A 22,541-nucleotide genomic window follows, 5' to 3' on the forward strand; every position below is an offset into this window, starting at 1 on the left:
CCGTCCGGCCGCCCCCGGGCGGGGCGCCCGCGTCCGTACCTCCGCGGAGGCATACTGGGACCATGCCAGAGGCACTGCCGATCTTCCCGCTGAACACCGTGCTGTTCCCCGGTATGACGATCCCCCTCCACGTGTTCGAGCAGAGGTACCGTCGACTGGTCACGGAACTGCTCGGCCCGACCCTCGCCGGGGGCGAGACGGTCGGCCGTGACCGCGGCCCCGCCCGGTTCGGGGTCGTGTGGATCGAGCTGGGGCACGAGGTGGCCAGTGAGTCCGGGCAGGGCGCTGGGGGAGCGGACACCGGGGCACCCATCACCGCGGGGCCGGGCGCCCGACCCGCCCTTCCGCTGGTGAGCGCCACCGGCTGCACCGCCCTGGTACGCGACGTGCGCACCTATGAGGACGGTCGGTACGACCTGGTCATCGAGGGCGGAACGCGGTTCACCATCACCGACCTGTCCGAGGCCGACCCCTCCTCCGCTGACGACTACTCGACGGCGTCGGTGTCCCTGCTGCCCGAGGCGCTGGGCCCCGACGTCGAGGAACACGCCGACCGGGTGCGGGACCTGTACGAGGTGTACCAGCGGCGGCTGGCGGAGATCGGGATGGCGTCGGAGTCCTCGGGCGACCTTCCCCGCGACCCGATCGCGCTGTCGTACTCCGTGGCGATGTCGGTGGTGCTCGACTCGGCGGAGAAGCAACGGCTGCTGGAGGCCGAGAACACGGCGACCCGCCTGGCCGTGGCAGCGCGGTTCCTGCGCCGGGAGAACCGGATCGTGGCCGCGCCCGACCTGCCCAATCTGCCCGCCGGGCCCTTCCTGGACAACGGGATCTCCTTCAACTAGGGGGCCTCGGGACGCCACACCGGGACGGGACACCCCCTCACCTGGCGCACCGTCCCCCGTACGGAGGAGTAGCCTGCCCTGAGGTCGGTAGTACGAAGTGGAAGGCCCAGGTAACCCATGAGTGGAAAAGCCACGCCCGCGACCGTGGCCGCCAGCAGGACCAAGACCACCTACACGCTGCACCCCTATGAGGTGGACGGGGGCGACGGCGGTCACTCCTACGGCCCGGACGCCGCGGACGCGATCGGAGTGCCCCACGAGCACGTGTTCAAGACGCTGGTGGCCGAGGTGGACGGCGAGTTCACCGTCGGGGTGGTGCCGGTGAGCACCTCGCTGGACCTGAAGGCGCTGGCGACGGCGGTCGGGGGCAAGCGGGCGACCATGGCCGACCCGGCCAGGGCCGAGAAGATCACCGGGTACGTGCGCGGCGGCATCAGCCCGCTGGGGCAGCGCAAGCGGCTGCGGACGGTGATCGACTCCTCGGTGACCGGGCTGCGCTCGGTGTACGTCTCCGCCGGGCGGCGGGGTCTCCAGATGGAGCTGACCCCCAAGGACCTCATCGCGCTGACCGAGGCCGCCGTCGCACCCATCGGGACCGACTGAGCGCCCTCCCACCGGGGTGGGGAGCGGGCGCGTCGACGTGGGTCCGACGGTCCCGTCTTTGGCCCCGAACCCGCTGGGTCACAGGGGTTCGTGGACCCGCACACATTCGCCCACGGAGTGTTGCCCGCCCCCTTACCCGGGGGTAGCTTTGTGACATGGGCAACACTTCATCCCCCTATCGGTCCGTTCCCGACATGTTCGCTTCCCGCGTCGCCGAGTCCGGGGACCGGGAAGCGTTCACCTATCCGGTCCCCTCCCCCACCGGCGGCAGCGAGAAGTGGGAGTCACTGACCTGGAACCAGACCCGTGACCGCGTCCGCGCTCTGGCGCTGGGCCTGCACTCCCTGGGCGTGACCTCCCAGGCCCGCTGCGCGATCGCGTCGAGCACCCGCGTGGAGTGGGTCCTGGCCGACCTCGCGATCCTGTGCGCCGGCGGCGCCTCCACCACCATCTACCCCACCTCCGGGCCGCCCGACTGCGCGTACATCGTGTCCGACTCCGGCAGCATGGTGGCCTTCGCCGAGAACGACGAGCAGGTCGCCAAGCTGGTGGAACAGCGCGGGGCCATGCCCGGGCTGTCCCGGGTCATCGCGTTCGAGGGAGCGGCCGGAGGCGACGACGCCTGGGTCATGGGCCTGTCCGAGCTGGAGGCCGTCGGTGCCCGGCTGCACGACGAGCGCCCCGAGCTCTTCGACGAACTGGTCTCCTCGGTGCGCGCCGACCACCTGGCCACGCTGATCTACACCTCCGGCACCACCGGCCGCCCCAAAGGGGTGCGCCTGGACCACGCCAACTGGCTCTACGAGGCCGAGGCCCTGCGGGTCATGGGCGACGAGATGCGCGCCCAGGGCTGGGAGATGCTCGACGCCGACGACGTCCAGTACCTGTGGCTGCCCCTCGCCCACAGCTTCGGCAAGGTCATGCAGGTTGCCCAGCTGCGCCTGGGCTTCACGACCGCCGTCGACGGCCGCGTGGACCGGATCGTCGACAACCTCGCCGTGGTGCGGCCCACCTTCATGGCCGCGGCCCCGCGCATCTTCGAGAAGGTGTTCAACCGGGTCGTCATGCAGGCCAAGGAGGGCGGGGCTGCCAGGTACCGGATCTTCAAGTGGGCGGTGGGCGTGGGCGACCAGGTGGCCCGGTCGAGGGAGGAGGGCCGGGAGCCCGGGGGGCTGCTCGCCGCCCAGTACAAGGTGGCCGACCGCCTGGTCTTCGACAAGCTGCGCGCCCGGTTCGGCGACCGGCTGAAGTTCTTCGTCTCCGGCAGCGCTCCCCTGGCCCCCGAGATCGGGCGGTTCTTCTACGGCGCCGGGATCACCATCCTGGAGGGCTACGGCCTGACCGAGACCTCGGCGGGCGCCTTCCTCAACCGGCCCGGCGACGTGCGGTTCGGCTCGGTCGGGCTGCCGCTGCCCGGGACCGAGGTGCGGATCGCCGAGGACGGCGAGGTCCTCCTGCGCGGCGGCAGCGTGATGCGCGGCTACCACAACCTGTCCGGCGCCACCGAGGAGGTCCTCGACGAGGAGGGCTGGTTCGCCACCGGGGACATCGGCGCCCTGGAGAACGGCCGCCTGAGGATCACCGACCGCAAGAAGGAACTGATCAAGACCGCGGGCGGCAAGTACGTGGCTCCGCAGAGCATCGAGAGCCGGTTCAAGTCCCTGTGCCCCTATGTGGGCAACCTGGTGGTGCACGGCGACCGTCGGCCCTACTGTGTGGCGCTCGTGACCCTGGACGCGGAGGCGATCGAGGTCTGGGCGGAGGCCAACGGCCTGGGCGCGCTGAACTACCTCGGCCTCACCCGGGAGCCCCGGGTCCGGGCGATGGTCCAGGAGGCCGTCGACGAACTCAACCGCGGCCTGCCCCGGCACGAGTCCGTCAAGGACTTCGCCATCCTGCCGAACGAGCTGACGGTGGAACAGGGCGAGATCACGCCGAGCCTGAAGATGCGCCGCAGGGCGGTCGAGGAGCGGTACCGGGACCTGCTCGACGGCATGTACGAGGGCTCCGTCCAGAAGCTGTGAGCGCCGCCCCGCCCGCGATGGGCTCCGTCAGCCGCTGACGGGCCCCGGTCCGCCCGGACGGGGGTCGGTCAGAGGGTCACCGGTCCGGGGACCGCTGGACTGGGGATCGCCGGACTGGGGGACGGTGCCCTCCGGCAGGGGTGCGACCCGGACCTGCTCGGGAACGCCGGGCTGGTCGCCGCGCATCAGGCTGAAGGCGTCCAGCAGCCCGTACTGAAGGACGTGCACGAAGGGCCACACGATCAGGAAGGCGACGGCCTGGAGTTGGAGGGCGGCGACGACGGTCCCGCCGGGGTCGGTGGCCAGCATGGTCTCCCGAGCCGGTGCGTCCAGGGCGACCCCGATCCGCCAGACCAGAAGGGAGGCCACGGCAGCGCCGAGCGAACCGGAGATCAGCCCGACCAGTCGCAGGTCCTGGAACCTGCGCCGTGCCAGCGAGAACTGGACCATGTAGGTCGCGTAGCCGGTGAGGAGCCCGGCCAGCGCGGTGATGACGACAAAGTAGCCCTCGCCCGCGAAGACCACCTCGGACGCGCCCGTGAAGACACCTCCGTCCGGCAGGACCACCACCTCGGGCCGCGGGGCGAGCCACCACCACAACGGCGCGAGGAGCGCGCCCAGCAGGGCCACTGCCCCGAGGAGTGCCACGCCCACGACCAGGCCGCGCACCGGACCCCTACCGCTCTGTTCCGCCATCACCCGCTCCTCATCGTCGCCACCCGGCCCCGCCGAAAACCTGTGGATACCGGACATGGCCCGAAGGAGAATACCGCCATGAGCGACAAGAGCAGTCTCCAGAACCTCCCCGAGCGTGTCGATGCTCCCACAGCCGCCGACGAACGCACGATGCTCCTGGCCTCGCTGGACTGGCACCGGGCGACCGTGCACCGCAAGTGCGCGGGCCTGGCCGCCGACCTCTCCTCGTCCGCCCCGGTTCCGGGGTCGCCCATGACCACCATCGGCGGGATCGTCTCGCACCTGCGCTGGGTGGAGGCCTTCTGGTTCGACGTCGTGATGCTCAACCAGCCCGACGTGGCCCCGTACTCGACCGAGGATCCGGACGGCGAGTTCAGGGTCGGGGCCGAGCGGCCCCTGGGCGAACTCCTCGCCGAGTACGCCGCCCAGTGCGAGCGCTCCCGGGAGATCACCTCCCACCTGGAGCTCGGCAACTCAGCCCGACGGGTGCTCAGGGATCGTGAACGGGTGACCCTGCGCTGGGTGGTCCTGCACATGATCGAGGAGACCGCCCGGCACAACGGGCATCTGGACATCCTCCGGGAGCTGGCCGACGGCGTCACCGGCGAGTAGGCACCGCGACGACTCGCGCCCGGGACGGTGTGGTGCACCGTCCCGGGCCCGAGTGTCGTGCGGATCAGTCCTCGTCGTCCGTGGTGTCGGCGCCCTCGGTGACGCCACCGCCGTCATCGTCGGCGAGGATCAGGTAGAGCCCCCGCTTGGTGTCGGCCAGCAGACGCTTGGCCCGTTCCAGCTGTTCCGGGGTCCCGGCCTGGGCGACCTGGGACGCGGCGGCCGAGAGCTGGTACGCCAGGGTGCTGATCTCCTCGTAGCGGGACCTGGCGTCGGCGTAGGCGTCGGCCCCCGCCTCCCAGGGCGGGGTGAGGTCGGCGCCGTTCTCCTCCAGGTAGGCGATGCCCTCGTCAGTGAGCTGGTAGGGACGGCGGCGCCCCTCCCCCTCGACCTGAGCGACCAGGCCCTCGTCCTCCAGCTGCTGGAGCATCGGGTAGACCGAGCCGGGGCTGGGGCGCCAGGCCCCGCCGCTGCGTTCGCGGCCCTCGCGGATGATCTCGTAGCCGCTGCGCGTCTCCTCTGCCAGGAGCATGAGGATTCCGGTGCGGACGTCCCCGCGCCGTGCCCGGGTGCCGCCTCGGCGGTGTCCGTGACCGCCCCCGAAGGGGAAGCCCGGCCCGAAGGGGCCGCCGGACCCAGCGGGTCCCCCCGGTCCGCCGAAGGGACCGCCAGGGACGGGGCCCGCGCCCCACGGCGGGTGCGGCGGCCTGGGCGGCTCGGGCGGCGGGTGCCCGAACCCGTCCCGTCGCGGCCCGCGGTGTTCGTCGTGCGCGTCTCGCGGGTCGTGGTGTGCGCGGGGGGTGTCCGTGGGGCGCCAGGCCCAGGGAAGTCGGGGACGCTCGGAGTGCTGTCCGCCCCAGGGCCAGGGGCCGGGAAGTGCCATCGCGGTCATGTCGTTCTCCTCTGTTTCGAGTGATCTTGATCGTTCACGACTGTCATTCCGTGATCCGATAGCTCAAAGATATATCGTTAACTGGATCGCGGCAAGAGCGAAAGAAAACAAAGATCCCCGTGTGCGGAGTCGCACACGGGGATCTTGAAGGCGGGTCAGTGTCAGTAGTCGACCGCGTACGCCCCCAGCAGGCTCTTCATCTCACCGTTGAACTCCGGGGAGATCCGCACCGAGTAGCGGTCCACCGCGTAGATCCGGGAGCGCACCGGGTTGTCCACCCGGATCCGCACGGGGGTGTCCCCCTTGTGCGTGCTCAGCACCTGGCGGAGGTCGTCGATCAGCCCAGCGTCCAACCGGTCCTCGGCGACGGTCAGCAGGACCGGCGGCTCACCCTCGGTGACGTGGGAGATGTCGAGGATGGACATCTCCGAGGCGAACATCGACCAGGTGCCGTCCCGGTCGTTGAGCCGCCCCTTGACCGTGACCGCGGTGTCCTCCAGCAACGCCTCCACGTACAGCGGGTACGTCTTGGGGAAGAACAGCACCTCCATGCTGGCGTCCAGGTCCTCCACCGTGGCGATGGCCCACTGGTTGCCCGCCTTGTTGGTGCGCTTGTCCACCTTGGAGATCAGCCCCGAGATCCGTACCTCACCCCGTTCGCGCGCCATCTCACCGGCGACGATCTGCGCGATGGAGGTGTCCCGGGAACGCGCCAGCACCCGCTCGGCCCCCGCAAGCGGGTGACTGGAAACGTACAGACCCAGCATCTCCCGTTCGAAGGCCAGCTTGGTCTTGCGGTCCCACTCCTCCTCGCCCCACTGGATGTTCAGCCCGATCGGCGTGGAGTCCCCGTCGTCGTCCCCGCCACCGAACAGGTCGAACTGCCCGTGGGCCTCCTGCTTCTTGGAGCTGATCATGCCGTCCACCGCCACCTCGTGGTGACGGTACAGCTCACGCCGCGGCTGGCCGAGCGAGTCGAACCCGCCCGCCTTGACCAGCGACTCGATCACGCGCTTGTTGCACGCCGCCAGCTCGATCTTGGACAGGAAGTCCGTGAAGGACGAGTACTTGCCCTTCTCCGTGCGGGTCCTGACGATCGAGTTCACCACGTTCGCGCCCACGTTGCGCACCGCGCCCATGCCGAAGCGGATGTCCTTGCCGACCGGGGTGAAGCGCAGACCCGACTCGTTGACGTCCGGCGGCAGCACCTTGATGTGCTGCGCCCGGCACTCGGCCAGGTACACCGCCATCTTGTCCTTGTCGTCACTGACCGAGGTCAACAGCGCGGCCATGTACGCGGCCGGGTGGTTGGCCTTGAGGTAGGCGGTCCAGTACGCGACGAGGGCGTATCCGGCCGCGTGCGACTTGTTGAACGCGTAGCCCGCGAACGGGAGCATGACGTCCCAGATCGCCTGCATGGACTCCTGGGAGAAGCCCTTCTCGATCATGCCCGAGGAGAACTTCTCGAACTCCTTCTCCAGGGCCTCCTTCTTCTTCTTGCCCATGGCGCGACGCATCAGGTCCGCACCGCCCAGGCTGTATCCGGCGAGCTGCTGGGCGATCGCCATGATCTGCTCCTGGTAGACGATCAGGTGGTACGTCTCCCCGAGGATCGGGTCCAGGGCGTCCTTGAGCTCGGGGTGGATCGCCGTGACGTCCTGACGGCCGTTCGAGCGGTCGGCGTAGTCGTTGTGCGCGTTGGCCGCCATCGGGCCGGGCCGGTACAGCGAGATCACGGCGGTGATGTCACCGAAGCTCTTCGGCTCCATCCGCTTGAGCAGGTTACGCATCGCGCCGCCGTCCAGCTGGAACACACCGAGCGTGTCACCGCGGGCCAGGAGCTTGTAGGTCTTCGGGTCGTCCAGCGGGAGTTTGCCGAGGTCGACCTCGACGCCCTCGGCCTCCCTGATGCTCTTGACCGCGTCGTCCATGATCGTGAGGTTGCGCAGGCCCAGGAAGTCCATCTTGAGCAGCCCCATGTCCTCGCACTGAGGGTAGGGAAAGCCCGTGATGATGGCGCCGTCCGCGTCGCGCTTGTGCAGCGGGATCACGTCGAGCAGCGGTTCCTTGGACAGGATGACGCCCGCCGCGTGCACACCGGTGCCCCGGGTCAGGCCCTCGATGCCGCGCGCGGTCTCCATGACCTTGTTGACCTGCGGATCGTTGTCGATCAGGTTCCGCAGCTCGGTGGTCTCGCCGTAGCGCTCGTGCTCGGTGTTGTACACCGCTTCGAGCGGGATCTCGTTGCCACCCACCGGCGCGGGGAACGCCTTGGTGATCTGGTCGCCCGTGGAGTAGGGCATGCCCAGGATCCGGGTGGAGTCCTTGATCGCGGCCTTGGCCTTGATGGTGCCGAAGGTGAGGATCTGCGCCACCCGCTCATCGCCGTACAGGCGGGTGGCGTACTCGATCATCTCGGCGCGCCGACGCTCGTCGAAGTCCAGGTCGACATCGGGCATGGACACGCGCTCGGGGTTGAGGAACCGCTCGAACAGCAGACCGTGCACCAGAGGGTCCAGGTCGGTGATGCCCAGCATGTAGGCGATCATCGAGCCCGCCGCGGAGCCACGACCCGGGCCCAGCGCGATGCCGTTCTCGCGGGCGTGGTTGCAGATGTCGGCGACCACGAGGAAGTAGGCGGGGAAGCCCATCTTGTTGATGATGCCGAGTTCGTACTCGATGCGGGTGCGTGCCTCGTCCGTGGCCCCGTCCGGGTAGCGCACGGGGATGCGGCGCTCGACCTCCTTGGCCAGCCAGGAGGCCTGCGTCTCACCCTCGGGCACGGGGAAGACCGGCATGAGGTCGCGGTGGGCGAAGACGTTGTCGTAGGCGTTGGGGTCGACCCGCTCCGCGACGAGCAGGGTGTTCTTGCAGCCCTCGGCCCACTCGTCGAAGTTGAGCAGGCCGCGCATCTCGTCGGCGGTCTTGAGGTAGTAGCCCGAACCGTTGAACCGGAACCGGGTGGGGTCGTCCAGGTTCTTGCCCACGCCGACCGCCAGCAGGGCGTCGTGCGCCGAGGACTGGGACTCGTAGACGTAGTGCGAGTCGTTGGTGACCAACGGCGGGATGCTCAGCTCACGGCCGACCCTGAGCAGTCCGTCCCGGACCACCTTCTCGATCGGCACGCCGTGGTCCATCAGCTCCAGGAAGACGTTCTCCTTGCCGAAGATGTCCTGCAGCCCGGCCGCGTACTCGATCGCCTCCTTCTCCTGCCCCAGACGCAGCCGTGTCTGCACACCGCCGGAGGGGCAGCCGGTCGAGACGATGATGCCCTCGTTGTACTGCTGCATGAGTTCCAGGTCCATGCGGGGCTTCATGTAGTAGCCCTCCATGGACGCCAGCGAGGACATCTTGAAGAGGTTGCGCAGGCCCTGCTCGTTCTGGGCCAACATGGTCATGTGCAGGTACCGGCCACCGCCGGAGATGTCCTTGCCGCCCTCCGCCGAGGCGTCGTCGGAGGTGTTGGAGCGGCCCCAGAAGACCCGCTTCTTGTGGAACCTCGACTCGGGTGCGACGTACGCCTCGATGCCGATGATCGGTTTGACGCCCGAGCCCTTGGACTGCTGGTAGAACTCGTAGGCTCCGAACATGTTGCCGTGGTCGGTCATGGCCACGGCTGGCATCTCCAGCCGCGCGGCCTCCTTGAACAGGGGCTTCAGCTTCGCCGCCCCGTCGAGCATCGAGTACTCGGTGTGGACGTGCAGATGAGCGAAGGAGTCGGCCATGACGCGGGTGCCCCCAGGCGGGTAGACGGACGGGTGGTGTCTCCTGAGCCTACGACTTCCCCACGACTTTCGCGGACGCCCTGTGGACGGCGGGCCACCCCCACCGTTCAGGGGCTCAGCGGGATCCGCCGGAGGAGCGCAGGGTGTGGGCCAGGGTGCGCAGCCAGGGGTCCCGGAAGGCGGGTTCCGCGGTCAGGACGCGGTGGACCTGGGCGCGAGCCCTGCGGGTGAGGCCGTGGTCACGCAAGGACAGCGCCTCGCTGAGGGCCTCCCGGGTGCGGTCGTCGTGGCGGGGCACGGCCACACCGGGGTCGGACCAGCGGGCGCGGCGGAACGGGGGTTCGACCCTGGCCTGGCGCTCGCCGAGGTAACGCCAGAGGGGACCGAACACCGACACGTTGCCCACGGAGCTGGCGGGGAGTTCACGCGTCCACTCGGCGTGTTGCTGCCAGCGCCAGGTGTTGGGGCTGGTGTGGCGGCGGGCCGTGACACCGAGGTAGCGGAGCCTGCGGCGGATCACGTTCCATGCGGCGCGTTCCTCGTCGATCCAGGCGCGCAGCTCCCGGTGGAGGTTGCCGAAGGTGGTTCCCTCGTGGACGAGGTCGACCAGGACCAGGGGGCGATCGCGTGCGGCCAGACCGGCGGGCGTGATGCCCGAGGCGGTGAGGTCGGCGCGGAGCTGGGCGCGCTCGTCGGGGGTCGGGTCGCGGCTGTCCGTGCCGTGGAGGGAGAGCGGCAGGCGGTGCAGCCTGGACAGGTGCGGAGTGTCGGCGAGGACCCCGCTGAGCAGGTCGTGCAGGCTGTCCGGGGAGCGGCCCACGAAGTACAGGTCGCCGTCGGCGCTGCGGGCCAGGACCCTGGCCGCGCACTCGGTGAGTTCGGGGATCTCCTCGGGTCGGGTGTCAACGGGCAGGGTCCCGAGCTGCTCGGCGCGCGAGAGGTCCCAGCGGAACGGGAGTCGGGGTTCCTTGTCTGCCATGGGACCCCAGTCAACAAGGCGGGGTCGGGGGCGACAAGGGAATTCGGTCGCCGTTCCGACTGTGGTGGTACACCGTTCGGACACGCGGCCCTGTTAACCTCCGGCGGTCGGCCCCCGCTCCCCTGAGAGGACCCTCTTCCGTGACCACCACGCCCCGCCGGATCGCCTCCACCGCCACTCTGGTGCTGGCCGCCTCGGCGCTGACCGCACTGCCGTCGTCCGCGGCCGAGTCGCCGTCGGTCCCCGCCCCGCCCGGGGCGCACGAGGTGCGCTTCGCCACCTTCAACACAGCCTTGGAGCGCGGTGAGCGGGGCGCCCTCGTCGAGGAGCTGGCGACCCCCGACAGCGAGCAGGCGCGCAACGTGGCGGAGATCATCCAGCACGTGCGCCCCGACGTGCTGCTGGTCAACGAGTTCGACTACGACGACGAGGGCACGGGTCCCCGGCTCTTCCAGGACAACTACCTGTCCGTGGGCCAGTCCGGTGCCGAGCCGATCGAGTACCCGTACGTCTACACCGCCCCGGTCAACACGGGTGTCGCCTCGGGTGTGGACCTCAACGGTGACGGCGAGGCAGTGACCGAGCCGGGCAGTGCCGAGTACGCCGAGGACGCCTTCGGGTACGGCCTCTTCCCCGGCCAGTACGGGATGGTCGTGTACTCGATGTACCCGATCGTCACGGACGAGGTGCGCACGTTCCAGGACTTCCGTTGGGCTGACATGCCCGGCGCCCTGCTGCCCACCGATCCGGAGACCGGTGAGCCGTACTACTCGGAGGAGGCCCTGGAGGTGCTGCGGCTGTCCTCCAAGAGCCACTGGGACGTCCCGATCGACACCGGGCGCGGCCGTCCGGTGCACCTGCTGGCCAGCCACCCGACACCGCCGGCCTTCGACGGCCCGGAGAGGCGCAACGTGGCGCGCAACCACGACGAGATCAGGTTCTGGGCCGACTACGTGACCCCGCGCGGGGGTTCGTACGTGTACGACGACGAGGGCGTGCGGGGCGGTCTCGCCCCCGGGTCCCCGTTCGTGATCGCGGGTGACCTCAACGCCGACCCCAACGACGGTGACGGGCACCCCGAGGCGGTGGCACAGCTGCTGGAGCACCGCGACATCGTGGACGTGCGCCCCTCCAGCCAGGGCGGACGCGGTGCGGCCCAGCGCCAGGGCGGCGCGAACGACGACCACGAGGGCGACCCGGAGCTGGACAGCGCCGACTTCAACGACGTGCCCGGCCCGGGCAACCTCCGGGTGGACTACGTCCTGCCGTCGCGGTCGCTGCCCGCCCGGGGTTCGGGCGTGTTCTGGCCGACCGTGGACGACCCGCTGTTCCGTCTGACGGGCGACTACCCGTTCCCCAGCTCCGACCACCGCCTGGTGTGGGTGGACCTGCTGCGGCCGTAAGCGGTGGTGGTGGCGGTCCGGGCCCGCCACCGGTTCGGCCGTCAGGAGCCTCCGGCTGCGCCGGGCCTGGCCGCGGCCTCCTCCTGGGCCGCGGCCAGGCCCGCGCTGATGACGCTCTCCATGATGGGAGCGAGCCGGTCCGCGCCCAGGCGGGGCGCGTGCTCGGCCATGCGTTCGACGAGGCGGCGTTCGCGTTCCATGTCGCGTCCGGCGAAGTAGCCGACCGGCTTGAGCCGCTGGACCTGGGCGGCGACGAGGGCGCGGCGTTCGAGGAGTGCGGCGAGCTCGGCGTCCATCTGGTCGATCCGGCCACGCAGGCGCAGGATCTGCTCGCTGACGGGCGCGGGTTCACTGTGACGGTCGTGCACGGAGGCCCTCTCGGGTGTGGATGCGTTCGCGGATGCGGCGCGGCCGTACGACCCGTCAGGGAAGTGTGGACTGGGGCGTCGGCCGCCCGGAAAGACGAAAGAGCACCGGGCCGATGCCCGAGTGCTCCTTTTGCCGACGTTCCCGTCTCCGCCTACGTGAAAGCGGCCGACGGGTGCGTCGGCTGGCTAAACACGTGATAGCGGTGGGTCACGGTGGTGATGCTACTACACACCGAGGAAGCGCACGGCGCGCTTCACTCGGGGACCTCGACCCGGATCATGAGGGCGCTGGCCTCGGCGGTGACCTCACCGTGGGCCCGGATCCGACCGGCCACGAAGACCTTGCGGCCCTCGACCCGCTCCACCCAGGAGGTGATCTCCAGGGGGGTGAACAGCGGAGTGGGGCGGCGGTAGTCGATCTCCAGGCGCGCTGTCAGTCCGGGGCTGGTCTCGACGGAGGAGACGCTGCCGACGGCCTGGTCGAGCATGGCGGCGATCCAGCCGCCGTGCACCAGGCCGGGAGGGCCCTGGTAGACGGTGTTGAGGGTGACCTCGGCGCGCAGACCCTCCGCCGTGCGGTCGAGGAAGAGGCGCGGGGCGGCCGGGTTGGTCTCGCCCTCGACGATGTTGGTGATGGTGCCGATCACGGAGGTGCCGTCGCCGAGCTCACGGCGGACCATGGTGCCGATCTCGCGGCGGGCGACGTTGAGGCGGTCGGTGAGTCCCTCGACGACGTCGGCGGTCTCGGCCAGGGTGTCGGAGTCGACCTCGGTGTTGGCGACGGCGTCGACGAGGTCGTGGACGCGGGAGACCAACGTGCGCAGTTCGGCGGGGATCGAGTGGGCGTCGACGAGCGGGAGTCCGTAGGCTCGCGGGTCGTCGGGGCTCTCGGTGGCCGGCTGCGTGTTGACCGTCATGTGTTCCTCGTCGGATCGGTGTTGGTGCTCGGTCGGCGGATCGTGCTCGGGGGCGCCGACGCCAAAACCGAATCCTACTCGGTAGTACTCCGATGGGGCGGGCCGAGGGCGTGCGCTCCCCGTCACACCGGACGGGGAGCGCGCTCGTCAGCGCCGGTCAGCCGAGCTTGTGCTCCATGTGCAGGTGGGGGATCCCGGCGTCCATGAACTCCTCGCCATGGGCCGTGTAACCCAACCGCTCGTAGAAGCCCAGCGCGTGCGTCTGCGCGTGCAGCTCGACCCGTTCGAGACCGATCTCCCGGGCCAGTTCCTCGGCGGCGCGCACCAGCGCGGCGCCCGTACCCCTCCCCCGTCCGGCGGGCAGGACGGCCATCCGGCCGAGGAGACCGGCGCCGTCGCCCTGGTCCACGAGTCGGACCGTGCCCACGGGGTGGCCGTCCACGAGGGCGAGGAGGAAGGCGGCGGTGGAGTCGCGCTCGTCCCACTCCTCCTCGATGGGAACCTGCTGTTCGGCGACGAAGACGGCGCCCCGGATCACGAAGACGGCCGCGCGGTCTCGCTCACCCTCGACCCGGCGAATCTGTGGCTTGCTCATGGGCGCAGACTATCCGCGCGCCAACACCCCGCACCCCGCGGGGCCTGCCACTTTCCCTCCTCCGGCGGCCTCGGGCTCCGGGCCCGCCAGCGTTCGGGGCCGCGCCCCCGCCCGGCGCCGCCCCGCGCGCGCCCTGGCACCCACGAAAGCCCGCGACCCGTTCTAACCTGGACATATGGAACTGCCCAGTGACGTCCACCCCACCGTCGAGGACCCGCGCGTGGAGCGCGCGCGGTACTGGCGTTTCTCCGGGCTGCCCGACACCGAGCTCCTCACCGCGCGGTTCGTCACCACCGCCTTCACGAGGCACACGCACTCCACGTACACCATCGGCATGATCACCGCCGGGATCGAGGAGTACTCGCACTCGGGCGGGAGCTCACGGGTGGGGCCTGGCGGGCTCGCCGTGGTCGGGCCGGACGAGGTACACACCGGCCACGCCGGGATCCCCGAGGGGTGGAGGTACCGGGTGTTCTACCCCGCGCCCGAGGTGGTGGTGGACATCGGCCGTGAACTGGGGATGCGCGGTACCCCGGGGTTCACCCACTCCGGCATCGACGCCCCCGAGGTCTCCCGCGTGCTGGTGCGCGCGCACCAGGCCGCCGAACGGGGCGAACGGCTCACCGCGTCGTCGCTGGCCCGTCAGGGCATCGCGATGCTGCTGCGCTCCCACGGGCGCGAGCGCGGGGCCGGGGTCGCGGCGCACACCGCGCGGCCCGAGGTGGCGCTGGCGCGGGAGCTGTTGACGGAGCGGCTGGTGGACCCTCCGACCCTGGAGGAGCTGGCCGCGCACGTGGGCCTCGGCCCGTTCACGCTGGCCAGGGCGTTCCGGGCCGCCTACGGACTGCCCCCGCACGCCTACCTCAACCAGCTGCGGGTGGACCGGGCGCGGGGCCTGCTCCTCCAGGGTTGGCGGGCGAGCGAGGTCGCCGCGCGGGTGGGGTTCTCCGACCAGTCCCACCTGACCCGGCACTTCCGCCGCCACCTCGGCGTGCCGCCCGTGGCCTACCAGCGCGCCCTGCGCGCATGACCCGCAGCCCGTTCCCGGCGGGCGCAAGAACGTACAAGACTTCCGGACGCGGAGCCGCCTAGCGTGGGCGAACGTGAAGACCTTCTCCGTGTTCCGATCTCCCGCGGTGCGGGACAGCCTGGGGATCGGTGTCGCCGTCGGCGCCGCCGGTCTGGCCTTCGGCACCGCCGCCGTGGCCGCCGGGCTCTCACCCGCCCAAGCGGTGTTCCTGAGCCTGTTCATGTTCACCGGCGCCTCCCAGTTCGCGCTGGTGGGGGTGATTGCGGGCGGCGGCAACCTCGTCGCCGGGGCGCTGGGCGCCCTCCTGCTGGGTGCCCGCAACACCCTGTACGGGCTGCGGTTGGCGGACGTCCTGGGGTACCGGGGGGTGCGCCGGGCGCTGGCGGCGCACGGGGTGATCGACGAGACCACGGCGGTGACACTGGTCCAGCCGGACCGGGAGTCGGCCCGTACCGCGTTCATGACGACGTACCTGGTCCTGGGCGGCTTCTGGGTGGCCACGACCCTGGTGGGCGCGCTGGCCACGGACCGCGTGGACAACATCGACGCGTTCGGCCTGGACGCGGTGGGTCCGGCCATCTTCCTGGGGCTCCTGTGGCCCCGACTGCGCGAGGGCGGGCTGCGCACCTGGCTGATCGCGGCGCTGGGCGCGGGGCTCGCGCTGGCCACGACCCCGCTCATGCCGCCGGGGGTTCCGGTGCTGCTGGCCGCCTCCGCCGGGCTGCTCGCCTTCGTGGGCACCGACGACCGCACGGGGGCCACAGGGCGGCCCGAGGGCGCCGACGAGACCGACCGGGCCGAGGGGGTGCGGTCATGACGATGTGGATCGCGCTGGTCGCCACCGCCGCCGGGTGCTACCTGCTCAAGTACGCGGGGCTGGCGGCCCCGCGCCGTCTGCTGGACAACCCGTGGCTGCGACGGTTCGCCATGGCGGTGCCCCTCGCGCTGCTGGCCGCGCTGATCGCCGTGCAGGCCCTGGGTGACGGCCAGGGCCTGCACTGGGACACCGCTCGCATGGCCGGGCTGGGAGCGGCCGCGCTCGCCCTGGTGCTGCGCGCGCCGTTCCTGGTGGTGGTCGTGGCCGCCGCCGGGACCACCGCCGCCCTGCGCGCCCTCGGAGTCGCCTAGCGTCCGGCCGGGCCGGGCCCGTGCGATCTCCGGGGGCGGGAACGCCTCAACCTCAGTCCGTCGTCCCGGAGTCGCCGAGCTCGTCCCTGACCTGCGCGAACGCGGCCACCGCGGCGCGGACGTCGTCCTCGCTGTGAGCCGCCGACAGCTGGACCCGGATGCGCGCACGCCCCATGGGAACCACGGGGTAGGAGAACGCCGTCACGTACACGCCCTTCTCAAGGAGCGCCGACGCCATCCGGGCCGCCTCGGCCGCGTCCCCGATCATCACCGGCACGATCGCGTGTTCACCGTCCAGGACGTCGAAGCCCGCTGCGGTGATCGACTCCCGGAACAGTGCCGCGTTCCGGTTCAGCCTCATCCTGAGGTCGTCGGCCTCGGAGAGCATGTCGAGCACGCGCAGGGAGGCGCCGACGATCATCGGGGCCAGTGAGTTCGAGAAGAGGTAGGGCCGCGACCGCTGCCGGAGGATCTCCACGATCTCGGCGTGCCCTGCCACGTATCCGCCGCTGGCTCCACCGAGTGCCTTGCCGAGCGTTCCGGTCACGATGTCCACGCGGTCCTGGACGCCGAACAGCTCCGGGGTTCCCTGCCCGTTCGGTCCGACGAAGCCGACGGCGTGGGAGTCGTCCACCATGACGAGCGCGTCGTAACGCTCCGCCAGGTCGCAGATCTCGTCGAGCGGGGCGAGGTAGCCGTCCATCGAGAACACGCCGTCCGTCACGATGAGCCGGTGGCGGGCGTTCGCGGCGGCGACGAGCTGCTTCTCCAGATCGGCCATGTCGCGGTTCTTGTACCGGTACCTGCCCGCCTTGCTGAGCCGGATCCCGTCGATGATGCTCGCGTGGTTCAGCTCGTCGGAGATCACCGCGTCCTCGGCGGTGAGGAGCGTCTCGAAGACTCCGGCGTTCGCGTCGAAGCACGAGCTGTAGAGGATGGTGTCCTCGACCCGGAGGAACTCCGAGAGGCGTCGCTCCAGGCGCGCGTGCAGGTCCTGTGTGCCGCAGATGAACCGCACCGAGGCCATGCCGAAGCCCGATTCGTCGAGCGTGCGCTTGGCGGCGTCGATCAGGTCGGGGTGGTCGGCGAGGCCCAGGTAGTTGTTCGAGCAGAAGTTGAGGACGGAGTCGTCACCGACGCTGATCCGTGCGGACTGGGGGCCGCTGATCAACCGCTGGTCCTTGAACAGCCCCGCCTCCCTGATGCCCTCGATCTCACTCTTGAGGTGGTCGCGCATCGCTGAGTACACGTCAGTCTCCTACTCGTTGCTGGTCGTCGTTGTGAGCGGTCCGGGCTGGGGGACCATCGGCGTGGTCCAGTCGATGACGACCTTTCCGCACCCGCCCGAGGCGGCGACCTCGAAGGCCTCCTCGTGCTGTTCGTAGCCGAACCGGTGGGTGATGATCGGACTGATGTCGAGGCCGTTCTCGAGCAGCACGGACATCGCGTACCAGGTGTCGAACATCTCCCGCCCGTAGATCCCCTTGACCGTGAGCATCCGGGTCACCACGGTCGCGAGGTCGACGGAGACGTCTTCGGCCGGCAGTCCGAGGACGGCGATACGGCCGCCGGGGCTCATGCTGGAGATCGCCGAGGCGAGGGCCCTGGGCTGGCCCGACATCTCGAACGCGACGTCGAACCCCTCCTTCATGTTGTTCGCCGCCATGACGTCGGCCAGGTCCTCCCGTGAGACGTCCACGGCGATCGTCGCGCCCATGTCCCGGGCCAACCCGAGTCTGTACGGGCTCAGGTCGGTCACGACGACGCTGCGCGCACCCGCGTGGCGCGCGGTCGCCGCGGCCATGATCCCGATCGGTCCCGCCCCGGTGACCAGGACGTCCTCGTTCATGACGGGGAACGACAGCGCCGTGTGCACGGCGTTGCCGAAGGGGTCGAAGATGGCGGCGACGTCGAGGTCGATCGGGATGCGGTGCACCCAGACGTTCGACTCAGGGAGGGCGACGTAGTCGGCGAACGCTCCGTTCGTGTGCACCCCCAGACCGATCGTGCGGATGCACAGGTGACGGCGCCCGGCCCGGCAGTTACGGCACTTGCCGCACACCAGGTGGCCCTCGCCGCTCACCAGGTCGCCGATCTTCACGTCGCTGACATCACCGCCGACGTCGACGACCTCACCGACGAACTCGTGTCCGAGGACGAGCGGCGGCTCGATCACGGACCGGGCCCAGTGATCCCAGGCTCTGATGTGGAGGTCGGTACCGCAGATTCCGGTACGCAGGACCTTGATGAGCACCTCGCCGCGACCGATCTCGGGGTTCTTGACGTCGGCCAGGATCAGCCCGGGCTCGCCGCGGAGTTTCGAAAGAGCCTTCATTCCCCCGATCATCACGTACTGGATATCATTAAGTCCATCACGAAGACCTGTAGAGAACCTTCCAGCTTTCCTTCAAAGGAGATCGTGTGATCGACCCGCGCCGCCTGCGCGTTCTCCAGGCAGTCGCGCTCCACGGCACCGTCACCGCCGCGGCCCGGTCGCTCTACCTGTCACCGTCGGCGGTGTCGCAACAGTTGTCGGCGCTGGAGCGCGAGGTCGGGCTCGACCTCTTCGAACGCCACGGACGCAACATCCGGCTGACCTCCTCGGGGACGGTCCTCGCCGGATACGCCGTGCAGGTGTCCGCGATCCTCGAGCAGGCGGAGGCCGATCTGGCCGCGTCGGCGCTCGGAGAGGTCGGCACCGTGAGCATCGCCGCGTTCCCGTCCGCGATCATCGAGGTCGTGGCTCCCGCTCTCCGCGCGCTTCGGGCCTCGGCCCCGCACCTGCGCGCGCACGTCACCGACGCGGAGGGCGCCGCCGCGCAACGGCTCCTGGCCGAGGGCCACGTGGACGTCTCGGTGTCGGTGGACTACCCGGAGGCCACGGTCTCGACCGCCCAGGAGTTCAGTCACGCACGTCTGTACTCGGAGCCGTTGGACGCGCTCGTGCCCTCGGACAGCGAACTCGCCGCCAGCACCCACCTGTCGCTGTCGCGTCTGGCCGGTGAAGCGTGGGTCACCCCGCTCCCGGGCAACCCGATCCACGACCTCACGCTCCTGGCGTGTCAGCAGGCGGGCTTCCAGCCACGCGTCGAGTCGGTCTCCAACGACTTCCGTGCGGTCAGCGCGCTGGTCGGAGCGGGCCTCGGCATCGCCCTCGCCCCAAGGTCGGCGATCGCCGCCATCGACCTGCCGCGCGTGAGCGTCGTGCCGCTGAGGGGACGACCGCCGAGAAGGCACGTGTTCGTCTCCGTTCGCCGCGGCACCGAAGGCCATCCCCTCGTGCACGCGGTGCTCAGCGAGCTGCACGAACACGCCCGGGCCCTCGAACCACGAAGGAGGCGCTCGGCGGCGCGGCCCCTCGACCACGAGGACGGAGGGGCCGCCTGACCGGTCGGCCCACGTGGGCGGGCGCCACTCCGGGCGGCTTGGGGCGGCTCGGGGTGAGTTGTCCACAGGCGGCGGCCCTCGGCCTTGACCGGCCCTGAGCCGCCTGCCAGAGTCAGCCGCATGTGTTCCGGGGCACACCCCCGCCCCCGGAGCGCGCTGAGTGGACCTTGCGACGATGGAAGGACCCGCCTCCATGGCCCCTGCCGCACCACGGCCCCAGCCCCCGACCGACACCGCAGCGCACGCGGCGGTCTCGGTCCTGGCCGCCGCCGGGATCAGACGGTGCTACACCGTCCCCGGTGAGAGCTTCCTCGAACTGGCCGACGCCATCGACCAGCACCCGGAGATGGCCCTGGTCTCCACCCGGCACGAGGGCGGCGCCGCCTTCATGGCCGAGGCAGAGGCCAAGCTCACCGGTGTGCCCGCCGTGGCCGCCGCCACCCGGGGCCCCGGCGCGGCCAACCTCGCGGTGGGCGTGCACACCGCCATGCAGGACTCCACCCCGATGATCGTGTTCCTCGGACAGGCGGAGACCGAGCGCCTGGGCCGCGAGGCCTTCCAGGAGGTGGACCTCACCGCCTTCTACGCACCCATCACCAAGTGGTCCACCACCGTGCACCGGGCGGACCGGCTGGCGGAGGTGACCGCGCGGGCGATCCGGATCGCCACCACCGGGAGGCCGGGGCCCGTGGCCATCGCGGTGCCCGGAGACCTGTTCGGGCAGCGGGTCGGCGCCCCGCCCGTACCGCGCGCCCCGCTGATCCCCCGGCCGCCGTTGGGCGAGGAGGACCGCGATCAGCTGGCCGCGTGGCTGGCCCGTGCGGTGCGCCCGGTGATCGTCGCGGGCGGCGGTGCGCGGGCGGCGCGCGAGGACCTCGTGCGCGTGGCCGAGCGCTACAGCGCCGGGGTGTACGCCGCCTGGCGACGCCAGGACGTCTTCCCCAACGACCACCCCCTCTACCTGGGCCACCTGGGGCTGGGCGCGCCGAGCGCGGTTCTGGGCGCCCTGGCCGACGCCGACGCCGTCCTGGTGGTCGGCTGCCGGATGAGCGAGACGACCACCCAGGGGTACCGGCTGCCCGAGTCGGACGGCCGCACCAGGGTGGCGCAGATCGACATCGACCCCGCGCAGGTGGGGGCAACCAAGGACGTGTGGCTCGGGGCTGTGGCCGACTCCGGCGAGGCGCTGCGCGCGCTGGCCGGGGCGCCGGTGACGGTGGCCTACCGGGACTGGAGCGCGGCCCGTCGGCTGTGGGTCGAGAGCGCCACCGTCCCGCCCGAGGCGGAGCGGCACCGGGGTCCCCGTATGCACCCGTGGTCGGTGATCGCGGGGATGCGAGAGGTCCTGCCCGAGGACGCCCTGATCACCAACGACGCGGGCAACTTCGCGTCCTTCCTGCACCGGGGCTGGTGGTACCGGCACGCGGACACGCAGTTGGCGCCGACCAGCGGCGCCATGGGATACGCGGTGCCCGCCGCCGTGGCCGCCAAGCTCGCCGCTCCGGAGCGGACCGTGGTGGCGGTGGCTGGTGACGGCGGCGCGCTGATGACCGGGCAGGAGCTGGAGACGGCGGTGCGCCACGGGGCGGCGATCACGGTGGTGGTGTTCCAGAACGGGCTCTACGGCACGATCGCCATGCACCAGGCCCGCGAGCTGGGCAGGATCGCGGGGACGCAGATCAGCGGACCGCTGGACCTGGCCGGGTACGCCAGGGCGCTGGGGGCCAGGGGCGCCACCGTGCACACCCGCGAGGAGTTGGAGAAGGCCCTGAGCGAGGCGGTGGGCGCGGACCTGCCCACCCTGGTGGACGTGCGCACCGATCCGGAGGTGATCAGCCCGACTGCCACCATGGCGGACCTGCTCGGCGAGGCCTGAGGGTTGGGCGGGGCGGCCCGATCGGTTCGCCCCGCCCGGCGGTCGGGTCCGTGCGCGCACCGGCTCTCTCCGCCCCAGCCGACCAACTCGAGCCCAGGCGCCGGGGATCACCGCGCGCAGCTCGGGACTCAGCTTCACCGTCTGCCACCCGCGCCACCCAGCCCTCGCGGCTCAGACCTGAGGGCCCGTCACTGGTGTTCGGGGCTCTGCTCGACGCCCGGAATCCGGGGTTCGCGCCCAAGGCCCGCCACCCAGGGCCCTCTGCTCGGGGTCCACCCCTCAGGTCTCGGGGCTCAGAGTTCGCTCCGCTCCACCTGGGGTTCGTCGCCAGGGATGCTCCCGGGGCACGGAGCTCGAACCATGGGCTCCCCACGCCACGCCTGGGGCCGGGTGGGACGGCCAACTTGGGTAAGGGCACCGTCTCGGCGACACCGCCGGGGCGGACCTCCGACAGAAATCCCTTCCCGCTCGAAAGAACAGAGGAACCGTCGAACGGCCCGCGCGCCGGATCACTCCGTGTAGGCGGCGGCCGCCTCGCGCAGGGCTCTGACCACGGCCCTGATGGCCGGGCGCCGGGAGGCGTCGGTGCGCCAGAACACGTAGACCTGGCGGACCATCGCGGGCTGCACGGGGACCACCGTCACGCCCTCGGGCAGGGGTCCCCGGCCCAGTCGCGGCATCACGGCGGCCCCGATCCCGGCCGCGATGAGGGCCAGCTTGGTCTGGTGCTCCTCCACCGAGTGGATGATGTGGGGTTCGGCCCCTCGGCCCCGGATGATGTCGTGCAGCCAGTCGTCGCAGATGGACCCCTTGGTCCAGCTGATCCACGGCAGGTCCAGGATCTCGTCCAGCTCCAGGATCTCCCGGTGGGCCAGCGGGTGGTCCGAGGGCAACGCGATGTCGCCGACGTCCTCCATGAGAGAGGCACGGGTCATCCCCTGGGGCAGTTGGAGGGGTGCTCCCATCCAGTCCACGACCAGGGCGAGGTCGGCGTCGGCGCGCGCCATCGCCGGGACGCTCTCCTGGGGCTCGTCCTCGTGGAGTTCGACCCGTAGTCCGGGGTGGGCCTCGCGCAGGGCGGGCAGGGCGGCGGGCAGCAGTCCCCGCACCGCCGTGGGGGTGGCGGACAGGCGCAGATGCCCGGTGACCTCGCCCCGGTGGGCCTCCAGATCCGCCTCGGCGCGGTGGACCAGGGACAGGATGCGGGAGGTGTGCTCCACCAGGAGTTCGGCGGCGTCCGTGAGGCGCACCCCCCGCCCGTTGCGCTCGACCAGTGGTTGGCCGACCTCGCGTTCGAGTTTGGTCAACTGCTGGGAGACGGCGGAGTTGGTGACGTGGAGGGCCTGGGAGGCCGCGCTGAGGGACCCGTGGGCGGCGATGGCGTGCAGGACCCGGAGCCGGTCGACACTGAGCATGTAAGCAACGCTAAGGCACGAGTTTAGAAATACGAAGTAGACCTAA

General features: G+C 70.9%; 20 protein-coding genes. 10 read left to right on the forward strand and 10 right to left on the reverse strand.

Going from position 1 to position 22,541, the window contains the following annotated elements:
• The first annotated feature begins 62 nt into the window (after positions 1-62).
• From KBX21_RS21860 to KBX21_RS21870, 3 genes are all read left to right on the forward strand, one after another.
• Positions 63-845, forward strand: a complete 783-nt coding sequence (locus KBX21_RS21860; protein WP_049571415.1) for an LON peptidase substrate-binding domain-containing protein — start codon at positions 63-65, stop codon at positions 843-845.
• 144 nt (positions 846-989) lie between these two features.
• On the forward strand, positions 990-1,448 hold the full coding sequence (gene ybaK, locus KBX21_RS21865; RefSeq protein ID WP_049571419.1) for a Cys-tRNA(Pro) deacylase: 459 nt from the start codon (positions 990-992) through the stop codon (positions 1,446-1,448).
• Positions 1,449-1,603: 155 nt separating this feature from the next.
• On the forward strand, positions 1,604-3,472 hold the full coding sequence (locus KBX21_RS21870) for a long-chain fatty acid--CoA ligase (RefSeq protein ID WP_210843393.1): 1,869 nt from the start codon (positions 1,604-1,606) through the stop codon (positions 3,470-3,472).
• 27 nt (positions 3,473-3,499) lie between these two features.
• On the opposite strand, the gene KBX21_RS21875 is transcribed toward KBX21_RS21870, so the two are convergent.
• A complete protein-coding gene (locus KBX21_RS21875; protein WP_247666141.1) occupies positions 3,500-4,168 on the reverse strand; it encodes a hypothetical protein in 669 nt (222 codons plus the stop codon).
• 78 nt (positions 4,169-4,246) lie between these two features.
• Between KBX21_RS21875 and KBX21_RS21880 the strand changes: the two genes are divergently transcribed.
• Positions 4,247-4,780 carry a DinB family protein gene (locus KBX21_RS21880; protein ID WP_210843394.1) on the forward strand — a complete coding sequence of 178 codons (534 nt, stop codon included), beginning with the start codon at positions 4,247-4,249 and terminating at the stop codon, positions 4,778-4,780.
• A gap of 64 nt (positions 4,781-4,844) precedes the next feature.
• Here KBX21_RS21880 and KBX21_RS21885 read toward each other — a convergent pair whose 3' ends face one another.
• From KBX21_RS21885 to KBX21_RS21895, 3 genes are all read right to left on the reverse strand, one after another.
• On the reverse strand, positions 4,845-5,672 hold the full coding sequence (locus KBX21_RS21885; protein WP_049571428.1) for a PadR family transcriptional regulator: 828 nt from the start codon (positions 5,670-5,672) through the stop codon (positions 4,845-4,847).
• 161 nt (positions 5,673-5,833) lie between these two features.
• Positions 5,834-9,397 (reverse strand): DNA polymerase III subunit alpha, encoded by a 3,564-nt coding sequence (gene dnaE, locus KBX21_RS21890; protein ID WP_210843396.1) that lies wholly within the window; start codon positions 9,395-9,397, stop codon positions 5,834-5,836.
• Between the two features lie 115 nt (positions 9,398-9,512).
• Complete coding sequence (locus KBX21_RS21895; RefSeq protein WP_210843398.1) at positions 9,513-10,376, reverse strand: hypothetical protein; 864 nt, start codon at positions 10,374-10,376, stop codon at positions 9,513-9,515.
• A gap of 140 nt (positions 10,377-10,516) precedes the next feature.
• Between KBX21_RS21895 and KBX21_RS21900 the strand changes: the two genes are divergently transcribed.
• Positions 10,517-11,779 carry an endonuclease/exonuclease/phosphatase family protein gene (locus KBX21_RS21900; protein ID WP_307869249.1) on the forward strand — a complete coding sequence of 421 codons (1,263 nt, stop codon included), beginning with the start codon at positions 10,517-10,519 and terminating at the stop codon, positions 11,777-11,779.
• 41 nt (positions 11,780-11,820) lie between these two features.
• On the opposite strand, the gene KBX21_RS21905 is transcribed toward KBX21_RS21900, so the two are convergent.
• The 3 genes from KBX21_RS21905 to KBX21_RS21915 all read right to left on the reverse strand — a co-directional run bounded on the left by KBX21_RS21905 (position 11,821) and on the right by KBX21_RS21915 (position 13,659).
• Positions 11,821-12,147 (reverse strand): chorismate mutase, encoded by a 327-nt coding sequence (locus tag KBX21_RS21905; RefSeq protein ID WP_210843400.1) that lies wholly within the window; start codon positions 12,145-12,147, stop codon positions 11,821-11,823.
• 254 nt (positions 12,148-12,401) lie between these two features.
• Positions 12,402-13,064, reverse strand: a complete 663-nt coding sequence (locus KBX21_RS21910; protein WP_049571441.1) for a PaaI family thioesterase — start codon at positions 13,062-13,064, stop codon at positions 12,402-12,404.
• A 157-nt stretch (positions 13,065-13,221) separates the two neighbouring features.
• Positions 13,222-13,659 carry a GNAT family N-acetyltransferase gene (locus KBX21_RS21915; protein ID WP_210843401.1) on the reverse strand — a complete coding sequence of 146 codons (438 nt, stop codon included), beginning with the start codon at positions 13,657-13,659 and terminating at the stop codon, positions 13,222-13,224.
• 175 nt (positions 13,660-13,834) lie between these two features.
• Here KBX21_RS21915 and KBX21_RS21920 point away from each other — a divergent pair, with 175 nt between their 5' ends.
• From KBX21_RS21920 to KBX21_RS21930, 3 genes are all read left to right on the forward strand, one after another.
• Positions 13,835-14,689: an AraC family transcriptional regulator gene (locus tag KBX21_RS21920; RefSeq protein WP_210843403.1), complete on the forward strand. Its 855-nt coding sequence runs from the start codon at positions 13,835-13,837 to the stop codon at positions 14,687-14,689.
• Positions 14,690-14,762: 73 nt separating this feature from the next.
• Positions 14,763-15,506, forward strand: a complete 744-nt coding sequence (locus KBX21_RS21925; protein WP_210843413.1) for an AzlC family ABC transporter permease — start codon at positions 14,763-14,765, stop codon at positions 15,504-15,506.
• On the forward strand, positions 15,503-15,817 hold the full coding sequence (locus KBX21_RS21930; protein ID WP_017544516.1) for an AzlD domain-containing protein: 315 nt from the start codon (positions 15,503-15,505) through the stop codon (positions 15,815-15,817). Before KBX21_RS21925 ends, KBX21_RS21930 begins: the two co-directional genes overlap by 4 nt.
• Positions 15,818-15,869: 52 nt before the next feature.
• Here the strand turns inward: KBX21_RS21930 and KBX21_RS21935 are convergent, their stop codons facing one another.
• Both KBX21_RS21935 and tdh read right to left on the reverse strand, forming a co-directional pair.
• On the reverse strand, positions 15,870-17,066 hold the full coding sequence (locus tag KBX21_RS21935) for a glycine C-acetyltransferase (protein ID WP_210843415.1): 1,197 nt from the start codon (positions 17,064-17,066) through the stop codon (positions 15,870-15,872).
• Between the two features lie 9 nt (positions 17,067-17,075).
• Positions 17,076-18,152 (reverse strand): L-threonine 3-dehydrogenase, encoded by a 1,077-nt coding sequence (gene tdh, locus KBX21_RS21940; protein WP_210843417.1) that lies wholly within the window; start codon positions 18,150-18,152, stop codon positions 17,076-17,078.
• A gap of 86 nt (positions 18,153-18,238) precedes the next feature.
• Between tdh and KBX21_RS21945 the strand changes: the two genes are divergently transcribed.
• Both KBX21_RS21945 and KBX21_RS21950 read left to right on the forward strand, forming a co-directional pair.
• A complete protein-coding gene (locus KBX21_RS21945; protein WP_049571454.1) occupies positions 18,239-19,204 on the forward strand; it encodes a LysR family transcriptional regulator in 966 nt (321 codons plus the stop codon).
• A gap of 193 nt (positions 19,205-19,397) precedes the next feature.
• Positions 19,398-21,080, forward strand: a complete 1,683-nt coding sequence (locus KBX21_RS21950; RefSeq protein WP_049571457.1) for a thiamine pyrophosphate-dependent enzyme — start codon at positions 19,398-19,400, stop codon at positions 21,078-21,080.
• A gap of 509 nt (positions 21,081-21,589) precedes the next feature.
• On the opposite strand, the gene KBX21_RS21955 is transcribed toward KBX21_RS21950, so the two are convergent.
• Complete coding sequence (locus tag KBX21_RS21955; protein WP_049571460.1) at positions 21,590-22,495, reverse strand: LysR family transcriptional regulator; 906 nt, start codon at positions 22,493-22,495, stop codon at positions 21,590-21,592.
• Positions 22,496-22,541: the final 46 nt, after the last annotated feature.

The organism is Nocardiopsis sp. B62 (assembly GCF_018070675.1).
Lineage (GTDB): Bacteria > Actinomycetota > Actinomycetes > Streptosporangiales > Streptosporangiaceae > Nocardiopsis > Nocardiopsis prasina.